This window comes from Mesorhizobium sp. M0051 (assembly GCF_040323235.1).
Lineage (GTDB): Bacteria > Pseudomonadota > Alphaproteobacteria > Rhizobiales > Rhizobiaceae > Mesorhizobium.
In genome coordinates, this window is record NZ_JAMYUT010000023.1 from 76,822 (window position 1) to 101,204 (window position 24,383).

Annotated in this window: 23 protein-coding genes; 15 read left to right on the top strand and 8 right to left on the bottom strand. The window is 62.2% G+C overall.

Features of this window, described 5'->3' with window-relative positions; genetic code table 11:
* Positions 1–65: 65 nt before the first annotated feature.
* On the bottom strand, positions 66–1,739 hold the full coding sequence (locus NKJ90_RS22560; RefSeq protein WP_023760657.1) for an ABC transporter substrate-binding protein: 1,674 nt from the start codon (positions 1,737–1,739) through the stop codon (positions 66–68).
* Between the two features lie 248 nt (positions 1,740–1,987).
* Between NKJ90_RS22560 and NKJ90_RS22565 the strand changes: the two genes are divergently transcribed.
* Together NKJ90_RS22565 and NKJ90_RS22570 are read left to right on the top strand one after the other, a co-directional pair.
* Positions 1,988–2,794, top strand: coding sequence for a helix-turn-helix transcriptional regulator (locus NKJ90_RS22565; protein ID WP_023760656.1), 807 nt, complete (start codon positions 1,988–1,990; stop codon positions 2,792–2,794).
* Between the two features lie 110 nt (positions 2,795–2,904).
* A complete protein-coding gene (locus NKJ90_RS22570) occupies positions 2,905–3,804 on the top strand; it encodes a proline iminopeptidase-family hydrolase (RefSeq protein ID WP_023760655.1) in 900 nt (299 codons plus the stop codon).
* A 43-nt stretch (positions 3,805–3,847) separates the two neighbouring features.
* Here the strand turns inward: NKJ90_RS22570 and NKJ90_RS22575 are convergent, their stop codons facing one another.
* The 3 genes from NKJ90_RS22575 to NKJ90_RS22585 all read right to left on the bottom strand — a co-directional run bounded on the left by NKJ90_RS22575 (position 3,848) and on the right by NKJ90_RS22585 (position 7,114).
* Positions 3,848–4,921: a siderophore-interacting protein gene (locus tag NKJ90_RS22575; RefSeq protein WP_023760654.1), complete on the bottom strand. Its 1,074-nt coding sequence runs from the start codon at positions 4,919–4,921 to the stop codon at positions 3,848–3,850.
* Positions 4,922–5,166: 245 nt separating this feature from the next.
* Complete coding sequence (locus tag NKJ90_RS22580; RefSeq protein ID WP_023760653.1) at positions 5,167–5,943, bottom strand: esterase family protein; 777 nt, start codon at positions 5,941–5,943, stop codon at positions 5,167–5,169.
* A gap of 4 nt (positions 5,944–5,947) precedes the next feature.
* Positions 5,948–7,114 (bottom strand): ATP-grasp domain-containing protein, encoded by a 1,167-nt coding sequence (locus NKJ90_RS22585; RefSeq protein ID WP_023760652.1) that lies wholly within the window; start codon positions 7,112–7,114, stop codon positions 5,948–5,950.
* A 637-nt stretch (positions 7,115–7,751) separates the two neighbouring features.
* Between NKJ90_RS22585 and leuA the strand changes: the two genes are divergently transcribed.
* The 4 genes from leuA to NKJ90_RS22605 all read left to right on the top strand — a co-directional run bounded on the left by leuA (position 7,752) and on the right by NKJ90_RS22605 (position 13,171).
* Positions 7,752–9,506 carry a 2-isopropylmalate synthase gene (leuA, locus tag NKJ90_RS22590; protein WP_084025521.1) on the top strand — a complete coding sequence of 585 codons (1,755 nt, stop codon included), beginning with the start codon at positions 7,752–7,754 and terminating at the stop codon, positions 9,504–9,506.
* Between the two features lie 182 nt (positions 9,507–9,688).
* Positions 9,689–11,437 (top strand): tetratricopeptide repeat protein, encoded by a 1,749-nt coding sequence (locus NKJ90_RS22595; RefSeq protein WP_023760649.1) that lies wholly within the window; start codon positions 9,689–9,691, stop codon positions 11,435–11,437.
* 198 nt (positions 11,438–11,635) lie between these two features.
* Positions 11,636–12,439, top strand: coding sequence for an alpha/beta fold hydrolase (locus NKJ90_RS22600; protein WP_023760648.1), 804 nt, complete (start codon positions 11,636–11,638; stop codon positions 12,437–12,439).
* A 114-nt stretch (positions 12,440–12,553) separates the two neighbouring features.
* Positions 12,554–13,171 (top strand): hypothetical protein, encoded by a 618-nt coding sequence (locus NKJ90_RS22605; protein ID WP_023760647.1) that lies wholly within the window; start codon positions 12,554–12,556, stop codon positions 13,169–13,171.
* On the opposite strand, the gene NKJ90_RS22610 is transcribed toward NKJ90_RS22605, so the two are convergent.
* The gene (locus tag NKJ90_RS22610; RefSeq protein WP_023760646.1) at positions 13,155–14,084 is read right to left on the bottom strand and encodes a metallophosphoesterase family protein; all 930 of its coding nucleotides are present in this window, start codon (positions 14,082–14,084) and stop codon (positions 13,155–13,157) included. The genes NKJ90_RS22605 and NKJ90_RS22610 overlap by 17 nt on opposite strands.
* A gap of 53 nt (positions 14,085–14,137) precedes the next feature.
* On the opposite strand from NKJ90_RS22610, the gene NKJ90_RS22615 reads away from it, so the two are divergent.
* Positions 14,138–14,635 (top strand): NUDIX domain-containing protein, encoded by a 498-nt coding sequence (locus tag NKJ90_RS22615; protein WP_031260660.1) that lies wholly within the window; start codon positions 14,138–14,140, stop codon positions 14,633–14,635.
* Between the two features lies 1 nt (position 14,636).
* On the opposite strand, the gene NKJ90_RS22620 is transcribed toward NKJ90_RS22615, so the two are convergent.
* Entirely contained in the window at positions 14,637–15,626 is a 990-nt protein-coding gene (locus tag NKJ90_RS22620) for a glutathione S-transferase family protein (RefSeq protein ID WP_023760644.1), read from the bottom strand.
* A gap of 275 nt (positions 15,627–15,901) precedes the next feature.
* On the opposite strand from NKJ90_RS22620, the gene NKJ90_RS22625 reads away from it, so the two are divergent.
* The 6 genes from NKJ90_RS22625 to NKJ90_RS22650 all read left to right on the top strand — a co-directional run bounded on the left by NKJ90_RS22625 (position 15,902) and on the right by NKJ90_RS22650 (position 20,720).
* Entirely contained in the window at positions 15,902–16,435 is a 534-nt protein-coding gene (locus tag NKJ90_RS22625; protein WP_023760643.1) for a GNAT family N-acetyltransferase, read from the top strand.
* 62 nt (positions 16,436–16,497) lie between these two features.
* Positions 16,498–17,259, top strand: a complete 762-nt coding sequence (locus tag NKJ90_RS22630; protein ID WP_023760642.1) for a 3-hydroxyacyl-CoA dehydrogenase — start codon at positions 16,498–16,500, stop codon at positions 17,257–17,259.
* A 6-nt stretch (positions 17,260–17,265) separates the two neighbouring features.
* Positions 17,266–18,441, top strand: a complete 1,176-nt coding sequence (locus tag NKJ90_RS22635; protein WP_023760641.1) for a CaiB/BaiF CoA transferase family protein — start codon at positions 17,266–17,268, stop codon at positions 18,439–18,441.
* 35 nt (positions 18,442–18,476) lie between these two features.
* Positions 18,477–19,265, top strand: coding sequence for a HugZ family pyridoxamine 5'-phosphate oxidase (locus NKJ90_RS22640; RefSeq protein ID WP_023760640.1), 789 nt, complete (start codon positions 18,477–18,479; stop codon positions 19,263–19,265).
* Positions 19,266–19,410: 145 nt separating this feature from the next.
* Positions 19,411–19,755, top strand: a complete 345-nt coding sequence (locus NKJ90_RS22645; RefSeq protein ID WP_023760638.1) for an ArsR/SmtB family transcription factor — start codon at positions 19,411–19,413, stop codon at positions 19,753–19,755.
* Positions 19,756–19,916: 161 nt separating this feature from the next.
* Entirely contained in the window at positions 19,917–20,720 is an 804-nt protein-coding gene (locus NKJ90_RS22650; protein WP_023760637.1) for a TrmH family RNA methyltransferase, read from the top strand.
* A 2-nt stretch (positions 20,721–20,722) separates the two neighbouring features.
* On the opposite strand, the gene NKJ90_RS22655 is transcribed toward NKJ90_RS22650, so the two are convergent.
* Both NKJ90_RS22655 and NKJ90_RS22660 read right to left on the bottom strand, forming a co-directional pair.
* Positions 20,723–21,853 (bottom strand): coiled-coil domain-containing protein, encoded by a 1,131-nt coding sequence (locus NKJ90_RS22655; protein ID WP_023760636.1) that lies wholly within the window; start codon positions 21,851–21,853, stop codon positions 20,723–20,725.
* A 247-nt stretch (positions 21,854–22,100) separates the two neighbouring features.
* Positions 22,101–22,637 (bottom strand): DUF1134 domain-containing protein, encoded by a 537-nt coding sequence (locus tag NKJ90_RS22660; RefSeq protein WP_245266769.1) that lies wholly within the window; start codon positions 22,635–22,637, stop codon positions 22,101–22,103.
* A 411-nt stretch (positions 22,638–23,048) separates the two neighbouring features.
* Here NKJ90_RS22660 and chpT point away from each other — a divergent pair, with 411 nt between their 5' ends.
* Together chpT and NKJ90_RS22670 are read left to right on the top strand one after the other, a co-directional pair.
* On the top strand, positions 23,049–23,678 hold the full coding sequence (chpT, locus tag NKJ90_RS22665; protein WP_023760634.1) for a histidine phosphotransferase ChpT: 630 nt from the start codon (positions 23,049–23,051) through the stop codon (positions 23,676–23,678).
* A gap of 240 nt (positions 23,679–23,918) precedes the next feature.
* Complete coding sequence (locus NKJ90_RS22670) at positions 23,919–24,323, top strand: response regulator (RefSeq protein ID WP_023760633.1); 405 nt, start codon at positions 23,919–23,921, stop codon at positions 24,321–24,323.
* The last annotated feature ends 60 nt before the right edge of the window (positions 24,324–24,383 follow it).

Sequence of the window (24,383 nt, forward strand, 5' to 3'; positions counted from 1 at the left end):
CCGCGGCGGAGGATTGCGCATCGTTCCGCCGCGGATCGGACAGGGCCTGATCACTCAACCACTGATCACTCGACCCACGACTGACTCATGATCCAGTAGAATTGCGGGCTGAAGACGAAATTCTTCAGCCGCGGTGAGATCAGGTCGACGCGCTTCGGCGTGAACAGCACGGCCACGGGCGCGGCGTCGGTGACTGCCTTGTCGACGGCGGTCCACAGTTGCGCGCCCTTGGCAGGATCGGCGATCGTGGCGGCCTGAGCCTCGCCCATCTTCTTGTCGATCGACTTGTCGCAGAAGCCGGAAATGTTGATCGAGGCGTCCGAGCCGGGTGTGAACGAGGCGCAGCTGAACAGCACCTGCAGGAAGTCCGAAGGCGCGGGATAGTCCTGGAACCACTGCGAGATGGAAATCTGCACCTTATTGTTGGTGTTCTGGATGTAGGTGAACTGGATGTTCTGCGAGATCGGCTTGATCGAGGTCTTGTAGCCCAGCCCGTTCAGCACATCCTGCAGGTACACGCCGATCGACTTCGACACTTCGGTGTCCTCGGTGATGATCGTCACCTCCTGTCCGGCTGTTCCCGAGGCGGCGACCAACGCTTTGGCTTTCTCCAGGTCAGGCGCCGACCACTTTTCGCCGGGATTGGCCGTGAACGGGCAATAAGGCGCGTAGGACGGGAAATCCGGCGGCAGGATCTGGCAGGAAGGCTGCGCCAGATTGCTGCCGCCGAACAGCTTGACGATGGCCGCCCGGTCGATGGCGTAGTTGACCGCCTGCCGCACCCGGATGTCGTTGAACGGCGCGAGATTGGTGTTCATCGGCACATACCACATCGCCGTCAGAGGATGGACGGACACCTGCTTGGCATATTTCGTGCCCAGTTCCGCCAACCGGTCCGCCGGCGGTGGATCGAACATCCAATCAGCCTGGCCGTTTTCCACGGCGGTGACCGCCGCCTCGTCGGTGAGACCGAAGCTATAGTCTATCTCGTCGGGATAGCCGGCCGGCTGCGCCTCCTTGCTCCATTCCTTGAAATGCGGATTGCGCACCATCTTGAGCAGGCTGTTGGGATCGTAGCTGGCGATCATGTAGGGCCCGGTGCCCGGAATGGGCGCGGTCCCCGAATCCTTGAGGGGCGCCTCGGCGGGCAGGATCGCGGCGTGCGGGATCGAGATCTTCTGCAGGAAGTCCGGATCGGGCGCCACCAGATTGAAGGTGACGGTGCTCGCCGCCTCATCGGCGACGACCCCGCCCTCGAGCGTGCAGGTCGCCGGCGTCTTGAGGCATGTGTCGGCGCCGACAATGCCATTGTAGAGCGTGCCCGTCGTCGGGCCGCTGATCTTGAACATGCGCTGGAACGACGCCACGACATCGGCCGTCGTCAGGTCCGATCCGTCGGCGAACTTGATGCCCTTGCGCAGCTTGAAGACATATTTCTTGCCGCCGTCTTCCGGCTTGGGCAAGCTCTCGGCCAGGTCCGCCACCACCTCGAAACCGGTCTTGTCGCCGGTCTTGCGGAAGGTCACCAGCCCATCATAGAGGACATAGTTGATCTGGAAATATTGCAGCGTGTAGTTGATGTGCGGATCGATCGTGCCGGCAGCGGCGTTGGCGAGAAGCTTCAGCGTCCCGCCAGCCTTGCCTTCTTGCGCGGCCGCGCCTGTCACGGGTGCCATCAGCATCAGGCCAGCCAGGCCGACACCGGCCATCATTGCGCTAAAAACATTCCGGGACCGCATCGTCTTGCTCCTCTGGGGAAGTGGGTGATTGCAAACCACGATGTGCGCCAGGTGGCACACGCCGGACCGCGATCCATTGTACACAGCGTATGGCGCACGAAACCCGCCGGGATAGCTGTGAATTAAGATAGTTTTGGCCGTCCAGATGCGTCGCGAGCAACAAGCCGTGATCGTGCTGTGCTCATTTGTTGAGCATTTTTCGAACATGCCCGTTTGACAAACATTGGCTAGCGGGTAAGCTTTTGCTCATGCAAGGCGTATCCGGCGATTTCGAGAGCGAATTTCACACAGGCATGGGAATCGACGCCGCCATGGCGGCGGCGATGCGCGTGCTTGCGCCCGCCGGTTTCACCTCGCTGATCTACGACTACACGCCGGTCCCGGTCAGCCATGACGGCGAGTTGATCACGCCTTCGCTCATGGCCCTCGCCAACGTGCCGCCCGACATGCAGGACCTGTGGTGCAAGGGTGGCTACTATCAACTCGATCCGGTGCAGGAGGCTGCACTCGCGGTGTCGCGACCATTTCTGTGGTCGCACAAAGGGTCGCAGAGCCCGGTCATGCGACGCATCCTGCAGCGCAAGCATGACCCGGTGATAGGCTATCTCTTGGACACCAAGATGACATGCGGCGTGACGGTACCGATCCGCTTCGACGGCGGCGATCTCGCCACCTTCACCGCCATCCGCCTTGATCCGGAGCCGAATTTCGAAGCCGAGGCACAAGGGATGCTGCCCGGCATAGGCGACCTCGGTCACCTGTTCCACGATTGCGTCTATGCCGGGTTCGATCAGCGCACCAGGACAAGCCAGTATTTCCACCTGACATCACGGGAACGCCAGTGTCTGAGCCTCGCGGCTTGCGGATTGACGGCCAAGCAGATCGCCAATGAAATCTGCCGCAGCGTGCCGACCGCGACGCTGCATCTCAACGCCGCCAGCCGCAAACTCGGCGCCCGCAACCGCTTCCACGCCATCGCCCTGGCGGCACACTACCGGTTGCTCGGGCCGATCAGCCAGGGCCAGGACCTGTCCCGCCGGCAGCATCAAAACTAACGTTATTGCTAGCTGGTCGCTTGCCGGTCCGCCTCTATACCCTTTGCCACGAACACCGTCGGAGACCGCTGATGAGCGGCCGCCGCCGAGCCAGCCAGGCAGAGGACACGATGGACGAGCTTGCAATATCGGAAGGGTTCAGCGCCTACGGGCCATACAGGACCTGGTACCGCGTGACGGGAGACCTGGCGTCGGGCAGGCTGCCGCTGGTCGTTGCTCATGGTGGTCCCGGTTGCACCCACGACTATGTCGACAGCTTCAAGGACATTGCCGGCTTCGGCCGCGCGGTGGTCCACTACGACCAGATCGGCAACGGACGATCCACCCATCTGCCGCACAAGGGCGGCGACTTCTGGACGGTCGAATTCTTCCTTGGCGAACTGGATGCGCTGCTTGCCCATCTCGGCATCCAGCAGCGTTACGCCCTGCTCGGGCAATCCTGGGGCGGCATGCTCGGTGCCGAGCATGCGGTGCGCCGGCCTGCGGGCCTCAAGGCACTGGTGCTCGCCAACTCGCTCGCCTCGATGAAACTGTGGGTCGAAGGCGCGAGGCAACTGCGTGCGGAGCTGCCGGCAACGGTGCGACAGGCGCTCGATCGCCACGAAGCGGACGGGACGACGGACCATCCCGACTACCTCGCGGCGACCCGCGCATTCTACGACCGGCACGTCTGCCGCGTCGTGCCCTGGCCGGCGGAGGTGGCGCGCACCTTTGCCGCCATCGATGCCGATCCCACCGTCTACCACACGATGAACGGCCCCAATGAATTCCACGTTGTCGGCACCATGCGCGACTGGACTGTTATCGATCGCCTGCCGCTGATCGAAGCGCCGACACTGGCCTTTCGCGGCCTTTTCGATGAAGCCACGCCAGCCTGTGTCCAGCCCTTCCTCGACCATATTCCCACGGTCGAAGGCCATGTCTTCCCACTCTCGAGCCACATGCCGCATGTCGAGGAAAGGCAGGATTGCATGGCTGTCACCGAAGCGTTTCTGGCCCGCCACGACTAACCGTCGCTTCGCGCGGTAGCGAACGTCGATAGGAGATCGACAGTTACTCGTCGTCGCCCACGCTGCGAGCGTCCCGGCGCCAGTAGGCCGTGACCAGGTGCTGGTCGCGCGACAGGCTCCATTGCTTGCGCACGATCTTGCGGATCTCCCGGAAATCGCCGAATTCGCATCCGGCCCAGACATAAAGGCCGTCGGCAAGCGCCATGTGGCTGCGCTCCCGCAAGGCGGCCGGCAGCAGGCCGGCGGTGCCGGCTTCACGGCCGAGCCGGTAAAGCCAGGTGATGTCGATATTGTCGCCTTGCGCCAGCGCGATCCGGTCATCCGGGCCATCGACTTCGACCAGTGCTTCGGCGCGGGTTGACGGCGGCAGATGCTCGAGGATCCTGCCGATGGCGGGCAGCGCGGTGTCATCGCCGAGCAGAAGCAGGGTCTGAGCTACCGGGGCATCGCCGCCGCCGGGTCCGATCATGCCGATGACGTCCCCCGCCTGTGCGTTTTGCGCAAAAGTGGCGGCGGGCGTGTCCTGGCCAGGGTGCAGCACGAAATCGACATCGAGCCAGCCGCTTGCGGCATCCACCGCCCGGATCGTGTAGACCCGTATGGTCAGGGCATCGTCGCCCGCGGGCCAGACAAGCAGCCCGTCGGCACCTATCGTGGGCCAGACCGGCCGCCGCCCATGCGGCGGCAGCAGCAGCCGCATGTGCAGGCCGCCATGGGTAAACCGGACGAGATCCTTGCCGGCGAAGCGCAGGCGCTGCATATGCGCCGAGATCCGCGTCGACGCCAACACTGTGATCTCACGGAAGAAGACCGGCGTGCCGGCGTCTACGCCGTCGCCTTGCCAGCGCACTCCGCTGGCCGTGCCAAGATGTTCGGCGACATGGCCGGCAACCGTCATCTTCATGTAGGACAGGCAGGTTTCGTCCATCGCCGCGACACGGATCAGCATGCCGTCATCCTCGAGCGTGGCGCTCAACGAGCCGTAATGCAGGCGAAGCTCCCACCGATGGGCAACGCCGGTTTCGATCTCGAATTCGCCGTGCTCGGCACGCAGCCGCTCTATCGCCGACCTGGTTGCCTCATCGCTGATACGGGTCTGCGCGCTCAGTTGGTCCATCACCCAAGTCCTTCGAAACGATAGGGACAAGACACCGCGGCGCCTCGCCGCAACCGCCATGCCACAGCCGCTCCGGTATTTCCACCAAAACATGATTATAGGAGTCATATTTTTCTGGAACGTCTAGGAGCCGCTTGCCGCCGCTGCAACCTGGCCAAAGCATCCGGAACCGGCCACGGCCAGGTCGGATGTGCTCATCCGACTGCGCAGCGAGGTGGGTCCAGAGTCAGGCCGAGCAACGCACCTCAATCCAGCCTGTGCATCAGGTCTTCATCCAGCCAGCGACCGAAGAAATAGACCAGTTGCTTGTGCCACCACGGCCAGTCGTGGCTGACATCGCCACCCCAATAGTCGACCCAGGCGGGAATGGACTTGTCACGCAGGATCTGTTCCAGCCGGCGCGTCTCGACCAGCATCCGCTCCTCCCACGCGCCCTGCCCGCAGCAGAAGATCAGCCGCAGCGCCTTCAGGCGAGCAAGCAGCTTGGGATCGACGATGCCGGGCAGATAGTCGAGCGGCGAATTGTAGAAGATGTCGCCTTCAAGCGCCTTGCCGAAAAAGTCGCCGGCCGAATAGACGCCCGACAGCGCGATGACGCCACTGGCAAGCTCGGGAAAGCGGAAGACGAAGTTCGACGAGTGGTAGCCGCCCATCGAGCAGCCCGAGAACAGCGGCTTCAGCTTGCGCCCGCCATTGGCTTGCTCGGCTGTCGACAGGAATTCCGGCAGCGCCTCCTCGCGCACATAGCGGAAATAGGCCTCGTGGCGAGCGATACGATGCGCGGCGTCCGCATGATTGTCGAAGAAGGATTCCGAATCGACGCCGTCGACGGTGAACAGCTGGATGCGGCCGGTGTCGATGAATTCGGCCAGTGCGCCTACGCCGCCGGAATCCTCGAACTGGTAGAAGCGCCCCTGCGAGGTCGGAAACACCACCACCGGCCGGCCGGCGTGGCCGTAGCGCTTGTATTCCATGTCGCGGCCGAGCTTGTCCGAGAAACTCTTGTGATAGGAGATGTCCATCGCCTCACACCTTTTCCGCGTGGATGTAGGCGACCGCCTTGCGCAGCGCCGCTTCGTCCTTCGAGCGCATCTGGTAGGCGTAATTTCCCATGGCGCGGCTGAAAACCTCTTCGATGGCCTGATGGTGGACGATCTTGTCGCCATGGGCGGCTAACACGTCCTCATGGCTGTGCAAATAGCTGAGGCGTCGCTTGCGGCTGGCGTAGGCGGTGAAATACTTGCCCTCATAGGGCCCGCCGGCGGCATCCCTGACCACCATCTCGGCCCATGCCGCATAGACGTCGATGTCGAAGGTGTAGTTGATGGCATCGGTCATCCAGGCGCCGGGCGGGCGCATGTTGACCTCCAGCGCGATGACCCGGTCGTCCTTGGTCTCGAACAACTCGATGTGAAAGAAGCGCTCGCGCACGTCGAACGCTTTCAGGATCTTGCGGCCGGCCTCCTCGACTGCCGGGCTGATCCTGGGAAAGCAAACGTAGCTCATGTGGCGATCCTTGTTGACCACCTCCATGACGCTCTGGTCGTAACGATGGCTCGCCGCCAGCACCACCTCGCCGTCGCGATTGACCAGCCCGTCGAAGGTCACCACCAGCCCCTCGATGAACTGCTCCATGACGAACGTCACGTCCTCGGGCTTGACCCTGAAGAACTGGTCGAGCTCCCTGGCGTTGGAGATCTTGAAGGTGTTCGAGGCGCCCGAGCCGCTGTCCGGCTTGACCACCACCGGATAGCCGACGCGGCGGATGAAGGTCATGGCCCCAGCGCGGTCGGAGCATTTGCGCTGCGCTATCGTGTCGACACCGCTCTTGCGGAAGAAGGCACGCATGCGGCTCTTGCGCTTCAGATTCTTCACGAAATCGAGCTTGGTGCCATAGATGTTGAAGTCGGTGCGGATGTTGGCTTCCAGCTCCAGCCAGTGCTCGTTGAGCGATTCGAAACGGTCGATGCGGCCCCATTTGTGGATGAAATGGCCCATCGCCCGGAACACCGGATCGTAGTCTTCCATGTCGGCGACACGGTAATATTCCGAAAGCGCCGCCTTCAGCTTGGCGTCGAGTGCCTCATAGGGTGCGTCGCCGATGCCCAGCACCCTTGCTCCAGCCTTCTTCAAACGGTCGCAGAAATCCGCGCCATTGGCGGGAAAATGCGGCGAGAAGAACACGAAATTCATGGATGACCCCTCCCAGCGACAGGACATCGCAACCCCGTCGACGCCCAAGTCTGGCGCATTTGCCGCGCCTGGGGAAGAGCACGTGCGTTAGAGATTCCCCCCGCCATGCCAGGGCAACGAACTCGGGTTAACGGGTTCCTTCGGCGCCTTCGCCGGCGCGTAGGCTGACGGAAACGAAAAACCCGCCTGCGCGGCGGGTCACTGGCGCAAATCAGCACCATGGGCGAATATGTACCATAGCTGAGGTCACGAAATCAAGAAAAAATTCCTATCCTGCTACCGGCACAAAAGCTGCCGACACCGCCGAACTGGCTGTCGTCAGGTCTTTTGTCAACTTGAGTCCCACTTGCCTCCCACAAGCTGCTCCTATATGAGATCAGCCATGAACACGCGCGCCATCAACGCTTCCCGTCCGACCGGTTTTTCCGGCGAGGCCGTGCGCGCGCTGGCGTCGACCCTGCTTCTTCTCGGCCTTATCGGCGATCGCCGGGTTCGCTGAAGGAGCGCCCGGCGGTCGAACCGCCGCGCAAGCGCATGCTCCTTGGCAGTCACATCAAGCGAACGAAATTCTGGTAAAGGCGCCGCTCGCCATCAATCCACCTGAGGGTGGATCCATGAGCCGCCGGGAGAAACGACAATGAACGCACGAGAAGAGGTCCGCTCCGACGCCGCGGTAGCAGGCAAGGGTGTGGAAAGAAGCATCCAGAACGGGGGCATGCCTGACGCGGCCCGCAAATACCAGCCATATCCGACCGTCGGCCTCACCGACCGCACCTGGCCCTCGAAGGTCATCGACAAGGCGCCGATCTGGTGTTCGGTCGACCTGCGCGACGGCAACCAGGCGCTGATCGACCCCATGGGCCACGAGCGCAAGGCGCGCATGTTCGGCCTGCTGCTCGACATGGGCTTCAAGGAGATCGAGATCGGTTTCCCGTCGGCCTCGCAGACCGATTTCGACTTCGCCCGCTGGTGCATCGAGCAAGGCAACGTACCCGCCGACGTCTCGCTGCAGGTGCTGGTGCAGTGCCGGCCCGAACTGATCACCCGCACCTTCGAGGCGCTGAAGGGCGCCACCAACCCGATCGTGCATTTCTACAATTCGACCAGCGAATTGCAGCGCCGCGTCGTCTTCGAAAAAGACGTCGGCGGCATCAAGCGCATCGCCACCGATGCGGCCAAGATGATCACCGACATGGCGGCCAAGGCCGGCGGCGGGTTTCGCTTCGAATATTCGCCGGAGAGTTTTACCGGCACCGAACTCGAAGTGGCGCTGGAGATCTGCAACGCCGTCACCGAGATCGTCAGGCCGACGCCGGATAACAAGCTGATCGTCAACCTGCCGTCGACGGTCGAGATGTCGACACCCAACATCTATGCCGACCGCATCGAATGGATGTGCCGCAACCTCGACAACCGGGAGAACCTGCTGGTCTCGCTGCATCCGCACAATGACCGCGGCACCGGCATCGCCACCACCGAACTCGGCCTGATGGCCGGCGCCGACCGCGTCGAGGGGACGCTGTTCGGCAATGGCGAGCGCACCGGCAATGTCGACATCGTCACGCTGGCGCTCAACATGTACACGCAAGGCGTCGATCCGGGGATCGACTGTTCCGACATCAACCGGATGAAGGATGTCTACGAATATTCGAACCAGTTGAAGATCCCCGAGCGCCATCCCTATGTCGGGGAACTCGTCTACACCGCCTTTTCCGGGTCGCACCAGGATGCCATCAACAAGGGCATGAAGGCGTTGAAGAAGGCCAACACGAGCCTGTGGGAAGTGCCCTATCTGCCGATCGATCCGGCCGATGTCGGACGCAGCTATGAAGCTATCATCCGCATCAACTCGCAGTCCGGCAAGGGCGGCATCGCCTATGTGCTGCAGGCCGATTACGGCCTCAACCTGCCGCGCAATCTGCAGATCGAATTCAGCCAGGAAATCCAGGCGATCACCGATGCCGAGGGCAAGGAAGTGCCGGTAAGGCGCATCTACGAACGCTTTCTCGAGACCTATGTCGATCAATCCGGCGCGCGGTTGAAATTCCTCGATCACCACACCTATCCCAGCACCGAAATCAAGGGCCGGCGCGTTGTCGAGGCTGTCATCCTCGACAATGGCAAGGAAGTGACGATATCGGGCACCGGCACCGGTCCGATCGACGGCTTCGTCGATGCGCTGTCGCGCCATCTCGGCGTCGAGATGTCGGTGCTCGACTATTCCGAGCACTCGTTGCAGCGCGGTTCGAACGCGTCGGCCATTTCCTATGTCGAGATGGAATATCCTGACGGTAAGCTGTTCGGCGCTGGCATCAACACCAACATCGTCGCCGCCTCGCTGGAAGCGGTGATGTCCGCCGCCAACCGGATAATTGGCAAGAAAGCCGGCTGACGCACGACCAGAGCAGATCGGGACCGCCGCAAGCTGGTGATCGGTTCCGATCTTTCGGGACATTAACCACCGAACAATTATCCGGTGGGGTACGTGATCACATAATGGTTGTATACTTGTGTGGCGGTGCGGGACCTATATGATCGCGCCTCAACCTGTGCCGACTTCGAGAGGATCGACACTTGCAGCATGCCACGCCTGCCGCCCCCGCAGTGCGCGAGACACTTGAGCGACTGCTTGCCAGCCAAACGTTCGGACGATCCGAACGTGCGCGCAAGCTGCTTCGTTATCTTGTCGAACGTGAACAAGCCGGAGAAGCCGACAGGCTCAAAGGCTTCTCCATCGCCATGGATGTTTTCGGCAAGGATGGCGATTTCGATCCGTCCACCGATGCCGTCGTGCGGGTGCAGGCAGGCAGACTGCGCGAGCTTCTGCAGCACTATTTTGCCAATGAGGGCGTTGCCGAGCCTGTCCGCATCGCCATTCCGCGCGGCGGCTATGTTCCTGCCTATGAATTGAACGCCATAAGGCTGCCGGATCTGAAGCAGGACGGCGCTGCATCCGCCGATCGGCCCGACGACGCCAGCGTGCCGGATGCGGCATTGCTGGCTACCGAGACGCCATCACCCACGCCCTTGGTGGTACGCCATCTCCGCTTCTTCTGGATGGCGATGGTCCTGGTCATCGCCATGCTGGGCATACTGATCCTTCGTCAGGGCAGCAGTGCCTTGCTGGCAGGCGGCGACATGTCGGCAACGATCGAGACCGCCGGCACAACCGGAAGCATCGCGTCATCGGCAATGGCTGATGCCCTGCCGCAAGTCTATATCGGCCTCAAGGCTGAAGGCGCGTACGCCAACCGTGTCGCCGCATCGCTGCGTGCGGGCCTGAGCGGCTTCGATACGATCGACTTCATCGGGCGCGATGCCGTCGCCGATTCGGACGACGATGCCACAAGCTTCATATTCGATATCCTGCCCGGTGCCGGCACCGGTGACATCACAATCGAACTGCAAAGCGTGGCGTCCGGACGAGTGCTTCTTTCGCGCAATCTGACGCCTGCCGACAGCGCTCCTGCGGCGATCGAAGACCGTATCGCAGACATGCTCAGTTCAGCGCTTCCCGCCTCGGGCACGATCTACAACTATATCGAGCAGACCAGTACGCCAAATGGCCTGACGCAATGTTTGCTGCTCAACGACAAATATTATCTCGACCAGAACGCCAGGACGCATGAGACTGCCTATCGCTGCCTCGAGAAGCTGGCCAATGGCGGCACGAAATCGTCGCTCGTCTATTCGGAACTGGCCTCCCTTCATCTCGAGGCGGTCTCCGATCACTATGCCTATCCGCCCAATGCGACGATCGAGAAGGCGGTGGAGTTTGCCCATCGCGGCGTGCAGATGGGACCGACCAGCCCCTATGCGCATCGCTCCTACGGCTATGTCAGTTCGCGCCTCGGCAATACGGACGAAGCGATCCGCTGGATGCGCAAGGCCTATGAACTCAATCCGTATGATCTCGGCATGGCCGCCGCGTATGGCTACGGACTGATCTTCGCCGGCCGATACGCGGAGGGAACGCCGATCCTTGACCATGCGGCAGAGACCTTCAGCGGGCACTCGACATGGTGGGACTACGGGGTGTTCGTTGGCGAGTTCATGCTCGGCGACATGAACAAAGCCATCGCGGCCAGCATGGCATTGAGAACGACGGCAACGAAATCGCACTATCTGGCGGCGCGGCTGATCGGCGCCAAGGCCGCCGGACAGGACCATCTAGTGAGCACTTTGCTGAATCAACTGACCACCGAGTTCCCAAAATTTGCCGCCGATCCGCGCGCGACCTTCGTCGAGCGGAAATATCCGGCTGACCTGACCGACCGGCTGGTCCAGGCGCTGCGCGCTGCCGGGCTTGGCAACCCAAGCTGACACCAATCGACATCCGCAGGCCGGCCGCGCCACGTCCTAATAGTGGGTTTCCTGTCTCCAAACGCCGCTGCGGTTGGTCGCCGAAGTCTGTCCGCGACCGTACAAATCGCGAAAATTTTACTGGCTTCGTGTTGACTAGGAGCAATCCAGTCACAATTGGTGTTCCGCATCCTGATAACAGCAAAAAAATCAGCATTCATGACCGCATCGCTTTTTGTCGCCGAACAGGGTGCTGGCTCGAAGGCCATTGTCCTGCTGCATGGTTTCGGCGGTTGCCACGATGTCTGGCGCGAGGTGATTTCCTCCCTGATGCCTGCCACCCGCACGCTGGCCTATGATCTGCCGGGGCATGGGCTGTCGCTCGATTTTCCGTCGGCCGGTCCGGCCAAGGTGGCGGCAAGGGCCGTGCTCGCCGATCTCTCGCAGCGTCGCCTGAGGCGCTTTCATCTCGTGGGCCATTCGATGGGCGGTGCGGTGGCAGCGCTGATGGCGCAGGCCGAGCCCGAAAAAGTCGCCTCGCTGACGCTTCTGGCGCCGGGCGGCATTGGCCCGGAGATCAACGGACCATTGTTGCGTCGCTATGCCGGTGCAGCGGATCGGTCCGAGATCCGGGCCTGCCTCGTCGCCATGTCGGGACCATCAGCCCGGCCGCTCGATCACATCGTGGACACCCTCTGGGAAATGCGTAGGCGAGCCGGCCAGTTGGAAAAACTCATCGAGATCGCAGCCGCCATGACCAAGGACGATCGCCAAGGCGTTATCCCGCATGATCGCCTCGGCGGGCTGAAGATGCCGGTGATGGTAGCTTGGGGAACGGACGACGCGGTGCTGCCCTTTGCCCAGGCGGATGATCTGCCGGCGCATTTTCATGTGCACCATGTGCTGGAGGCCGGCCATATGCTGGCCGAAGAAGCCCCCGACCTCGTCGCCGAGATTATTCGCCGCAACACCAACCGTCGCGCCGCGTCGCGTCGCCAGAAATTCGCCGCAGCGGCCAGCTGATCCTTTTCGCGCACGATAGGCTTCGTCCGCGCCTCAATGCCGTCCATCTCGCCAGTGCATTTTGCCGGCGGCTGTGTTAACCCCGTGTTAACCAAACCCGCGAGGCAAACGCCGATGAAGGAAGCAGGCGAGAAGACCATCGATCAGTCGAATAAACTATCCGATGCCATCCGCGATGTGAAAAATGCCTTCGCCGACCGCGATGACGTCGTAGTCGATATGCGCGAGGCGCATCGCATGCGCCTTGATCTGCTTGCCGCCGAGCTGGCGCCGGTTTTTGCCGATGTTCCGGCCGACATGGACAATTTCGACTTTGTCGTCTCGTCCGGCTTGCAGCCGCGCCTGTGGATCGACGCCGTCAGCCATGTTGCCATGGGACGCGACCGCCGCACCTATCGCTTCCTCAAGGACACCCGCATCGGCCGGATGGTGCTTGCCGAATCGACCGAGATGAAAGCGGTTGCCGATTCCGTGACGCGCTATGTCGCCGAGCGCATCGTCGAGCGTCAGAGGATGATGGAAGGCGGGGTCGAGCCGGCTGTCGCCGGCATGAAACGGGCCGATGTAGCGGAAGCCGAACCGCCGCTGCGCGCAGCGACGAGCGGCAACGGCTGGGCGACCTTTCTGTCCGGGCTTGGCCTGATCGCCGCCGGTGCCCTGGTCGGCCTGGTGGTGTCGGTCGTCTTGTTGTGGGACCGTCTCGTCGGCATGATTGTCAGCTTGCGGCCATAACGGCTCCGGGCTCCGCGCCAAGCTCAAGCGTCTGCAGATCGGATGGCGGTATGGACGGCCCGGTCAGGCCGCGCCGCGTCAGCCGGATCCGCCAATTGCCCTTTTCGCCGTCGATGTCGAACAGATTGTACTGCGCCGCTGGGGGCTTGCCGCCCGGTGCCTGGCCTGCGGCAGCAACGCCGACCGCCGGGATCCTGACGCCTCGACCGCCGATGAAGAACAGCGACGGCAGATGCGAATGGCCGTGCAGGACAAGTTCGGCGCCATGGCGCCGAATGATCTTGTGAAAGCGGGCGATGCCGAACAGCCGCTTGTGCTGCGGGACCGCGCCACGCACCGGCGGATGGTGGATCATGATGGCGCGAAACAGCCCCTGTCGGCCCGTGGCATCAAGCAGCTTACGGAGCCGCTCCGCCTGGCCTTCCATGAAGAAGCCGTTGGCCATGAAGGGTGCTGTGGCGCGCGCCGTCGAGACGCCGATCAGCGCGACGTCGCCGCGCACCCGCAGATAGGGAAACGCGTTGCGGTCGACGGGCGTGTTGATGCCGTCGCCACTCATCCACGCCGCCCAGGATCGGCAGACCTTGTCGAAGGCGCCCGGTACATAGGCGTCGTGGTTACCCGGAACGACCGAAACGTCATGCGGCGGCCCCAGCGTCTCCAGCCAATGCCTGGCCATCTCGATTTCGCCGTCGAGCGCCAGATTGACCAGGTCGCCAGTGACGGCGAGGTGGTCAGGCGTGTTCGCCTTGATGTCGGCGACGATCGTGTCGATGACGGCGTCATGCATGTGGCGGCGGCGGTTGCGCTGCCAGTTGACATAGCCAAGCACGCGCTTGGACGCGAGATCGCGATAGGATACATCGGGGAGCGGCCCCAGATGGACATCGGAAATATGCGCGAGCCTGAACATTTCTCCTTCATATGCGAGGCGCGCCCCGCTTTCCACCTGCGGTTTGGCTGGTGATGAGGAGTGATCCCGAGAAGGCCTTTCGCCAGACTGGCTGGGCAGGTCTGAGGGCCAGGCTGTTCCATCTCTATTTCGTGCTGCGGCGCCCTATGACGCTTGGGGTGCGCGGCCTGGTCCACGACACCGCGTCCAATTCCGTCTTCCTCATTCGCCACACCTATGTTCCGGGCTGGCAGCTTCCCGGCGGCGGTGTCGAAGTAGGCGAGACGCTTGCCGAGGCGCTTGCACGTGAATTGGCCGAGGAGGGCAACATCGCGCTGACCGCCCCGCCGGTGTTCAAATCGATGCATTTCAACCGCCACGCCAGCCGGCGCGACCATGTCGGCTTCTACGTCATCGAACGCTTCAGCCAGACGGCACCCAAACTTCCGGACCACGAGATCGCCGAAGCCGGCTTCTTCCCGCTCGATCGCCTGCCGCAAGGAACGACACCTGCAACGCTGCGCCGGATCGCCGAGGTTTTTGGCGGCGAGCAGCCCTCGCCTCACTGGTAGATCAGGCCGCCGCCTTGCTGAACCGCGCCCGGTCATGCCGTGCGCCATAATCCAGTTTCGGCCCGACAGGCACGATCCGCGTTGGATTGATCGTTTCGTGGCTGCCGTAATAGTGCGCCTTGATGTGGTGCAGGTTCACGGTCTCGGCGACACCAGGCACCTGGTAAAGATCGCGCAGATAATTCGACAGGTTTGGGTAGTCGGCTATGCGATGCAGATTGCATTTGAAATGGCCGACATAGACCGGGTCGAAGCGCACCAGCGTGGTGAATAGCCGCCAATCAGCTTCCGTAAAGCGATCGCCGACGAGATAGCGTTGCTTCGACAGCCGGCCTTCCAGCGCATCGAGCGCAGAGAACAGCTCTCCAAATGCTTCCTCATAGGCGGCCTGCGTCGTGGCGAAGCCGGCGCGATAGACCCCGTTGTTGACCGCGGGATAGACCAGTTCATTGACCTTGTCGATTTCGCCGCGCAGCGCGTGCGGATAGAAATCGAGGCCGGCATCACCCCATTCGTCGAAGGCTGAATTCAGCATCCGGATGATTTCGGAAGATTCGTTGGAGACGATGGTCTGCTCCCTCTTGTCCCACAACACCGGCACCGTCACCCGGCCTGAATAGACGGGATCGGCCTTGGTATAGATCTGGTGCAGGAAGTCGAGGCCGTAAAGCGTGTCGCCAGTGGCGCCGTCCTCTGCCAGGAACGTCCATCCATTGGCGCCCATGAAATGATGCACCACCGACACCGATATTACGTCTTGCAGCTTCTTCAATGCGCGAAAAATCAACGTCCGGTGCGCCCACGGACAGGCAAGCGAGACATAGAGATGATAGCGGCCGGGCTCGGCCTTGAAGCCGCGCGTTCGGCCTGCGGCCGGCGCCCCGTCAACGGTGATCCAGTCGCGCCATTGCGATTGCGTCCGTACGAACCTGCCGCCGTTGTCCGTCGTATACCGACGATCCTGCCACTTGCCTTCGACCAGCAATCCCATGCAAATCTCCTTGTCTCTCGCCATTGCATGTAGGCACAGGGTTGCCCCGTCTAAGACGTCAGGTGCTGAACAGACCGTCACTTGGCCGAAACTGCGGACAGAAGCGGCCGATTGCAGCGGCGGGAAATTGGTGCTAGCGGACAATCCGCATGTTCGACTTTGCTTTAATCCGGTTTGACCGACGACGAAAGGGCGCCCGCGCTTGATGAAGCGCTGACTGGCGCATGCTGCCGTTTGCAGCAAACCTTTCCTCATTCTACCGGATCGCAAAGACCATGAGCCTTGCCGACGTGAAATACCTGCTGGAAACCCCGGCGCACAACCCCCAGATCGAAGCCATCAACGACGAAGCCTTCGGGCCCGGCCGCTTTGTGCTGGCCGCCTACAAGATCCGCGAAGCCGGAGGGCACGAACGCTCGTTGTCCTTTGTCGCCGTCGACGGCGACATTGTCGTCGCCTCGGTGCGCATGACCCGCATCGCCGCCGGCGCCGGTCGCGCGCTGATGCTCGGGCCGCTTGCTGTGCGGCCGGCCTTCAAGAATCTCGGCATCGGCCGCCGGCTGGTGGCGATCGCGCTGGAGGCCGCCGCGAAGACCGGTGCGCCCGCGGTCATGCTGGTCGGGGACGAGCCCTACTATGGGCCGCTCGGCTTCAAACGCATCCCACGCGGCCAGATTTCGATGCCGCGCCCTGTCGATCTTGACCGCTTGCTGTCGCACGAGATCGTGCCGGGCGCGGTGGCCAGGCTCTCGGGCGAGGTCTGCCACGCCGATCAGGCCAGGATTGCCGCGCTCGCGGCGATGGCTTGACCTTCCCCATCGATCTGGCGCCTGATCTGTCCCACTGTTCCTGAGATCAAAAGGATGACGCCATGAACCCGAACGGCCAGATCGCGATCGTTACCGGTGGCGGCTCCGGCCTTGGCGAGGCAACGGCGCGCGCGCTGGCTGCCAAGGGCGCCCGTGTCGCCATCTTCGACGTCGGTATCGACCGCGCTGCCAAGGTCGCGGCCGAGATCGACGGCATTGCCGTGCAGTGCGATGTCAGCAGCGCCGACAGTGGGACCGCCGCATTCGTCGACGTCGCCGAAAGGCTTGGCGAGCCGCGGATCCTGGTCAATTGCGCCGGCATCGCCATTGGCGTGAAGACGATCGGCAAGGATGGTCCCCATCCCCTCGATCAGTACCGCAAGGTGATCGAGGTCAATCTGATCGGCACGTTCAACATGATCCGCCTCGTCGCCGAGCGCGCGTCAAAGCTCGAGTCGCTGCAAGGCGGCGAGCGCGGCGTCATCGTTAACACTGCCTCTGTCGCTGCCTATGATGGCCAGATCGGCCAAGCGGCCTATGCGGCCTCCAAGGGCGGCGTCGTCGGCATGACGCTGCCGGTGGCGCGCGATCTTGCCCGTTCCGGCATCCGCGTCTGCACCATCGCGCCCGGCATTTTCAAGACGCCGATGATGGCCGGCATGCCGCAAGAGGTGCAGGATTCGCTGGGCGCCGCCGTGCCCTTTCCGTCGCGCCTGGGCGAACCATCCGAATATGCCGCTCTCGCCCTGCACATCATCGAAAACCAGATGCTGAACGGCGAGACCATCCGTCTCGACGGCGCCATCCGCATGGCGCCGAAATAGACGGACATGAGCACCGGCCCGTCCGCTGCCGGCAAGACCGGCCCGCTTGTCGGGCTGAAGGTGATCGAGATGGCTGGGCTGGGGCCCGTGCCGCTGGCTGGCCTGATGCTGTCGGAGATGGGCGCCGAAGTGCTGCGCATCGAACGGGAGGGGACCAGCCGACCGCTCCTGTCACTCCCGGATGAGTACAATATCGATCGCCATGGCCGCACCATACTGCGTCTCGACCTGAAGCGCCGGGACGGCGCCGATCTGATGCTGCGTCTGGCCGAAAAGGCGGACGTGTTGCTCGAAGGATTTCGCCCCGGTGTCATGGAACGGCTTGGCCTCGGCCCGGAAGCGATGCTGGCGCGCAACCCGGGGCTGATTTACGGCCGCATGACCGGCTTCGGCCAGGACGGCCCGCTCGCCGGCCGCGCCGGCCACGACATCACCTATCTCGCCTATTGCGGCGTGCTGCACGCGATCGGCCACGCCGACAGCCGCCCCGTCCCGCCGCTCAACCTAGTCGCCGATTATGGCGGTGGTGCCATGATGCTGGTTTCCGGTCTGCTGGCTTCCCTGTTCCAACGCTCGCGCACGGGCAGCGGCGAGGTCGTCGACGCCGCGATGGTCGAAGGCGCCTCGATGCTGGCGGCGCCCTTGCACGCTTTCACCGCGGCCGGGTTGTGGAGCGAAAATCGCGGCGCGAACCTGCTCGATTCCGGCGCACCCTTCTACGACACCTATGAGACATCAGACGGACGCCATATCGCTGTCGGTTGCCTCGAGCCGCAATTCTTCGCCGAATTCGCCAGACTGCTGCCGCTCGACGAGCGCTTTGTGTCCGGTCAGTACGACAAGACACTGTGGCCGCCGATGCGCGCGGCCATCGCCGATCGGGTACGGCAGAAATCGCGCGACGACTGGGACCTGCTGTTTGCCCAAACCGACGCCTGCGTTGCGCCTGTCCTGTCGCTGCATGAGGCCAAGCAGCACCCACACAATCGGGCGCGCAACGCCTTCGTGACCGCGGGTGCATTTGAGCGCCCTGCCCCGGCGCCACGTTTTTCCGGCTCACAGCAGACACCGGCGACCAAGCCTGCCGACAGCGATCTCGCCCCGTCGACGGTGCTGGCACGTTTCGGGTTTTCGAAAAACGAGATCGACGACCTTGTCAAATCCGGTTTGTTCGACAGATAATTGGAGAAAGAGAATCCACTTATTGCGGTGATGCCATGGACGAGCCGAAGAAGGGCGTGATCCGCGAGACGGACGCCGAAGCGATCCGGTTGGCGAAGACGCTTCTGCGCAACGCCCGCTTTGGCGCGCTGGCGGTGATCGAACCGCAAACCGGCTCGCCGCTGGCCAGTCGGGTCGGTGTGGCCACCGACATCGATGGCGCGCCGCTGATCCTGGTGTCGATGCTCTCGGCGCACACCGGTGCCATGCTTGCCGATCCGCGCTGCTCCCTTTTGCTTGGCGAACCCGGCAAGGGCGACCCGCTGGCGCACCCGCGCCTGACACTGGTCTGCAAGGCGGCACGGCTCGAGCGCGGATCAAGCGAACATGCCCGCACCGAGCGCCGCTATCTCAACCGCAACCCGAAGGCGAAACTTTATGCCGGTCTTGGCGACTTTTCGATCTTTCGCCTCGAGCCGCAACGCGCCAGCCTCAATGGAGGTTTCGGCAAGGCCTATCATCTCGATCAGTCGGATCTGCTCACCAGCGGGCCGATCGTCGAGGAACTGGCGGCGAGCGAGCAATCCGCCATCGATCACATGAACGCTGACCATCTTGACGCGATCGCCGTGTATGCCCGGCATTTCGCGACAGCATCCGGCAACGACTGGACCGTCACCGGTTTCGATGCCGATGGTATGGATCTGATGTCGGGCGATCATGTTTGCCGGGTCTTCTTCCCACAACCATTGGCCGCAGCGCGCGAACTACGACACGTTCTGGTCGAAATGGCCAAGGTTGGCCGGGCCTCGGCCGATACCGGGACTGGCCTTAATTTTGCTTGATTAAAAGCAACACTTGAGATTTAACTGAAATGCTCTACCTTTTGTTGGTGACGCTGAATCGCCAGCGCCGGTTCACAAGTGAGTTTATGGAATCAGACGCCATCGCCCCCATGGCGTCGGGATGAACAAGAAGCATGGGGCATCAATGGTCTCGACAAAGCTAATCGTCAACGCGGAATCTGCGGCCGAATTTCTCATGCTGATGGGCAATGAGAAGCGGCTGTTGATCATGAGCTATCTTGCCGACGGTGAAATGTCGGTCGGCGCCATCGCCGAGAAGGTGATGCTCAGTCAATCGGCACTATCCCAGCACCTGGCCAAGTTGCGCGCGCTCGACCTCGTCGACACCCGCCGTGACCGCCAGATGATTTATTATTCCTGCAAATCCGACGCCGTGCGCGAACTGCTTGTCATGCTGGACGGCATTTTCGGCAGCGGCAAGGATGACTTGTCCCAGATGGCGCACCGTTTGCGCCGTGCGGGAACCTGACCGTGCTGTAGCCGCTGACCTCGTCGGCGATTTCAGAGCAACCTGCGCCCATCCGGGCGCATGGAGCTGGCTGACCATCTCGAATTGTGCTTTCCAAACCAAAGGCTAGCGTAGCGAAATCGGTCTGGATTTCCGGCCGATTCGATGGCCGCGAGGAACGCATGGATCCCATTCGCATCGACGACCCGCAAGATCCGCGGGTCGCTGCCTATCTCGACATCCGCGAGCGCGATCTCGCCGGCCGGCAGGGCCGCTTCGTCGCCGAAGGCAAGGTGGTGCTGGACCTGCTGCTCTCGGCCGGACGTTTTGGCGCCGAATCGGTTCTGGTTCTGGAGAACCGGCTGGCCGGCCTCGGCGACATCCTGCGCAAGGCGCCGGCCGACCTTCCGGTCTATGTCGCCACCGGCACGGTGATGGACGCAATCGCCGGATTTCACATGCATCGGGGCATCCTGGCCATAGGCCGCAAGGGGACGCCCCAGTCTGCCGAGGCCCTTGTGGATGCCCTGCCGGCCGGGGCGCTTGTCGTGGTGCTCGTCGGCATCGCCAATCATGACAATATAGGTTCGATCTTCCGCAACGCCGCCGCCTTTGGTGCCGACGCCATACTGCTGGATGAGACATGCTGCAATCCGCTCTACCGCAAGGCGATCCGCGTTTCGGTCGGCGCCGCGCTCAAGATCCCTTTCGCATCGTTCACCGACGCCGCCGGCTTCACGGCAATGCTCGCCCGGCGGAACTTCGAACAATTCGCACTGACGCCACGCGGGCAGACCGACATCCGCGATGCGCAACGGAGCGAACGCCTGGCGCTCTATCTTGGCACTGAGGGCGAAGGCTTGCCGGAAAGCCTGCTCGCGCGCTTGCACACCGTGCGGATCACCATGTCGGAAGGTTTCGACAGCCTGAATGTCGCAGCCGCATCAGCCATCGCTCTGCATCATTTTTCGGCAAAAGAGACCTGATTTCAACTTGTCGCGTCAGCCTTCTGCAGCGCCCGCACGCGGTCGGCAAGACTGCGGTTGCCGGAGCGTACATCCGAAGGGGCCGCCAAGGCCTTGGCGATCGGCGAACCAGGCCCCTCGAGCTTGGCCGTCAGGTAGACGACCTCCGCCGCGAGTTCGTTCATCTGCTCGCGCAGGGCGGAGCTGCCGTCCGCGGGATTGGACGCGGACAGCGCCGTGAGATCCGCCTTCAGACGCTTGTTCTCGAGCGCCAGCGCCGTCAACCTCGCCTCTAGGCGCTCCCGGTCGCTGTCAAGCTTGGCGATTGCTTTGTCGAGGTCGTCGCTCTTGGCGGTTTCGCCGGCCTTGCCGACCAGCCGCAAGCCCGGTTCGCTGTCTTCGGCTTTCGATTTTTCGCGCATGCGCGCCAGTTCCTTTTCGCGGCGGTCAAGCTTGTCCTCACGGTCGGCAAGTGTCGCCAGCAGCCGTTCGACCTTCTTGTCGAGCTCAGCGGTCCTTTTCTTCTCGGCTTTCAGCGCTTCGCGTGCTGCCTTGCTTTCGGCCGCGATCTCCTGGCCGCGCCTGTCCGCCTCCTTGCGCTGACCGCGCAGCAGCGCAATGTCGCTGGCGAGTTTCTGCATTTCGGATTCGCGCGCGACGAGCTCGATCTGCCGGCTGCTGGAGGAAAAACTGGCGTCGTCATACATCTGCTCCAGTTTTTCCAGCTCGAGCGCGCGTTTTTCCAGCTTGCGTTCGGTTTCCTTGAGTCGCTCCGAAAGCTGCTGCAACTCGCTCTCGCGCTGATGCAACGCCTCGTTCTTGGCGCCGAGCTCGGTCAGCGCCTGGTTCTTGTCCATGCGCTCGACCGCCAGCCCCTTCAGGGCCTCGCGACCGCGATTGATCTCCACGAGTTGTTCAGCTGCCTTCTCGCGCAACGTCTTGGCGATGATTTCGAGGCGGCGTGTCGACATGGCGTACTCGGCGCGGATGCGATCCTTGTCCGCCTGGATTTCGGTTTGCGTCAGAGGGATCGAGGCTTCGATACGTTTTCGCGTCAGGGTGACGGCGCGACGCCATATGGCCGGAGCCACCATAAGCGCCAGAAAGCCGGCGCAGAGAAAGCCGAGGACGAAGAACAGGACCGACTGGACCAAGTGACTACCCGTTGTGGACGGCAACCATCAAACCAATGCATGTCGCCCAAACGTGGGAACCGGTTTTGGGAACCGACATGCAACAAGATCAAGCAAAAGCGCATCGAGCGCTTTTGACTGTGCCACGTTGACATGGCGGAAATCCAGCGTTGCGGCAAGGGTTTGCCGCAACGTTGCCAGTTTTACGCATGTCGCCGAAAGCGGCCCCGGTTTTGGGAGAACGACATCCATAAGCCAAAGAATAGGCTCAGAAGGGATTCCAGGTAGCGCGCTCGGTAAGCTTCAGATAGCCGAGATTGATGCCGAGCCGGGCACCGACGCCGGTACGGATCGGCACCAGGAGCACATTGTTGTTCTTCAGCACGTTGAAGCCGACGCCCGCCACCACATAGGCCGAACCGGCGACGCCGCCATAGCGGTTGTAGAGACTGCCCACATCGTCGAGATTGTAGACCAACATCATCACCCGCGACCCTTCGCCGCCGAAATCCCAGCCGAGCGACGGGCCTTGCCAAAATACTTTGTGATCGCCGGCATTCTTGGTGTAGAGCGTGCCTTCGCCATAGGTCAGGCCGCCGATCAGCGCGCCCGAGCCCTCTTCGCCCAGCAGATAGCCATTGGGCAGGCCGTAGGAAGCAAAGATCTTCTCGATGACCGTGGCGAGCCCGCCCGATGTCGCGCCGAAAAACTTGTGACCGGAATCGACAATCTCCTGAGCGGTATATTCCTGGGCCCGCAGGGCCGAAGTCGAGAAAACGAGAACGCCTATGAGCGCGATCGCCATTGAGATGACACGGACAAAGGTCCGGTCGCGGACGCGGAAAAAATTGCGGCCATAGAATCGGGAAAACATGCTTCCAATCTCCGTCAGGGAGCACCTTCGCCGACGCCTCGCACCCCGTACGGCTCTTTTAGCCGGCCGTTAGGGGTAACTGTTACGGGCAAACTATGCCGTAATCCTTTTTCAACCATTAAGCTCCCACATGAACATGGCGGTTCAAAGGCTGTTTGGGGTCGCTCAAGTGGGGTCGGCAGCCTGTGTGAACGCCATTTGCCATAACCACAATTTGGATTTGTTGCTGCACGCACGGGCGCTGTGTATTCAGAAAGTCCGAGGAGAGAGCGTGATTCGTGCGGGCAGGCGACGATCGATCGCTCGGCCGTGAGTTATAAAATTTTGCAGGGATTTTCGCCGATGTCCGATCTGTTCACCCTTTCCGCACCCGACCTGGCAGCGCTGTTGTGCAGCCGGGTCTGCCACGACATCATTTCGCCGGTCGGCGCAATCAACAACGGGCTCGAACTGCTCGACGAAGGCGGTGCCGACGAAGACGCCATGAAGTTGATCCGTCAGAGTGCCCGCAACGCTTCGGCCCGCCTGCAGTTCGCCCGCATCGCCTTCGGTGCCGCCGGCTCGGCCGGCATGCTGATCGATACCGGCGATGCCGAAGCGGTCGCCATCGCCTTCCTCAAGAACGAGAAACCGGAACTGACCTGGAACGGAACCCGCGCGCTGCTGCCCAAGAACAAGGTCAAGCTGCTGCTCAACCTGATCCTCGTCGCCAACGCCGCCATTCCGCGCGGCGGCAAGCTCTCCGTGACGCTGGAAAATCTCGAGACCGAGCCGCGTTTCGCGCTTGCGTCGAGCGGCCCGATGTTGCGCGTGCCGCCGAAATTCCTCGAGCTGCATTCCGGTCATAAACCGGAGGAACCGATCGACGCCCATTCCGTGCAACCCTACTACACGCTGCTTCTGGCGCGTGAAGCTGGCATGACGATATCGATCCACGCGACACCGGAAGAGATCGTGCTTTCGGCAGCCTGATAGCGTCGTCGAGAAACACCGAAGTATTTTGCCAGCGAAATCTGTAGTTTCGGGCTCAACGACATGAAATGCTTTTGGTTGCCAGGGCGGCAATGAAGCATTCGCGAATAAAAGCCAGCAGCCGCCATCTTTGCAAAAATTTTACCTAACGCCTTTTCGGCTTCTTTACCAGATTGGCCTATGCTGCGTCTGAATGCCCCGGATGCTACCGGACGGCCAGACGGCAGAGAGGACCCGGATATGAAACGCTGCATGTTCGTCGACGATTCAAGCGTCATCAGGAAGGTTGCAAAGCGCATCCTGGGCGGTTCCGAAATGGTTATTATCGAGGCCGCCAGCGGACTTGACGCGCTGGAGATGTGCGCCGCCGATATGCCCGACATCATCGTCGTCGACGGCGCCTTGCCTGACATAGCGGCGGTCGATCTTATCCGTCGCGTGCGTGCCATGGAGAGCCCGATAAAGCCGCAGATCCTGGTTTCACTGGTCGAGCTCGATATCGCTTCGATCATGCGGGCCAAGCGCGCTGGAGCTCAGGGCTATCTTTTGAAGCCGTTCAACCGGTCGCAATTGCTCGAGCGTTTTCGCGCCTTGAGGATCGCGCCTGATTCGGTCGCAGTGAGCGTTTCCAGGAAAAGTGCGTGACGGTTTTCAGCTGGTAATTGCGTAAATCAGACGCTTATCAGCCAATCACGCAAAAAACCC

Coding starts and splice junctions, on each gene's coding strand:
- NKJ90_RS22560 (WP_023760657.1), bottom strand. CDS start 1,739: ATGCGGTCCCGGAATGTTTTTAGCGCAATGATGGCCGGTGTCGGCCTG.
- NKJ90_RS22565 (WP_023760656.1), top strand. CDS start 1,988: ATGCAAGGCGTATCCGGCGATTTCGAGAGCGAATTTCACACAGGCATG.
- NKJ90_RS22570 (WP_023760655.1), top strand. CDS start 2,905: ATGGACGAGCTTGCAATATCGGAAGGGTTCAGCGCCTACGGGCCATAC.
- NKJ90_RS22575 (WP_023760654.1), bottom strand. CDS start 4,921: ATGGACCAACTGAGCGCGCAGACCCGTATCAGCGATGAGGCAACCAGG.
- NKJ90_RS22580 (WP_023760653.1), bottom strand. CDS start 5,943: ATGGACATCTCCTATCACAAGAGTTTCTCGGACAAGCTCGGCCGCGAC.
- NKJ90_RS22585 (WP_023760652.1), bottom strand. CDS start 7,114: ATGAATTTCGTGTTCTTCTCGCCGCATTTTCCCGCCAATGGCGCGGAT.
- leuA (WP_084025521.1), top strand. CDS start 7,752: ATGAACGCACGAGAAGAGGTCCGCTCCGACGCCGCGGTAGCAGGCAAG.
- NKJ90_RS22600 (WP_023760648.1), top strand. CDS start 11,636: ATGACCGCATCGCTTTTTGTCGCCGAACAGGGTGCTGGCTCGAAGGCC.
- NKJ90_RS22605 (WP_023760647.1), top strand. CDS start 12,554: ATGAAGGAAGCAGGCGAGAAGACCATCGATCAGTCGAATAAACTATCC.
- NKJ90_RS22610 (WP_023760646.1), bottom strand. CDS start 14,084: ATGTTCAGGCTCGCGCATATTTCCGATGTCCATCTGGGGCCGCTCCCC.
- NKJ90_RS22615 (WP_031260660.1), top strand. CDS start 14,138: ATGAGGAGTGATCCCGAGAAGGCCTTTCGCCAGACTGGCTGGGCAGGT.
- NKJ90_RS22620 (WP_023760644.1), bottom strand. CDS start 15,626: ATGGGATTGCTGGTCGAAGGCAAGTGGCAGGATCGTCGGTATACGACG.
- NKJ90_RS22625 (WP_023760643.1), top strand. CDS start 15,902: ATGAGCCTTGCCGACGTGAAATACCTGCTGGAAACCCCGGCGCACAAC.
- NKJ90_RS22630 (WP_023760642.1), top strand. CDS start 16,498: ATGAACCCGAACGGCCAGATCGCGATCGTTACCGGTGGCGGCTCCGGC.
- NKJ90_RS22635 (WP_023760641.1), top strand. CDS start 17,266: ATGAGCACCGGCCCGTCCGCTGCCGGCAAGACCGGCCCGCTTGTCGGG.
- NKJ90_RS22640 (WP_023760640.1), top strand. CDS start 18,477: ATGGACGAGCCGAAGAAGGGCGTGATCCGCGAGACGGACGCCGAAGCG.
- NKJ90_RS22645 (WP_023760638.1), top strand. CDS start 19,411: ATGGTCTCGACAAAGCTAATCGTCAACGCGGAATCTGCGGCCGAATTT.
- NKJ90_RS22650 (WP_023760637.1), top strand. CDS start 19,917: ATGGATCCCATTCGCATCGACGACCCGCAAGATCCGCGGGTCGCTGCC.
- NKJ90_RS22660 (WP_245266769.1), bottom strand. CDS start 22,637: ATGGCGATCGCGCTCATAGGCGTTCTCGTTTTCTCGACTTCGGCCCTG.
- chpT (WP_023760634.1), top strand. CDS start 23,049: ATGTCCGATCTGTTCACCCTTTCCGCACCCGACCTGGCAGCGCTGTTG.
- NKJ90_RS22670 (WP_023760633.1), top strand. CDS start 23,919: ATGAAACGCTGCATGTTCGTCGACGATTCAAGCGTCATCAGGAAGGTT.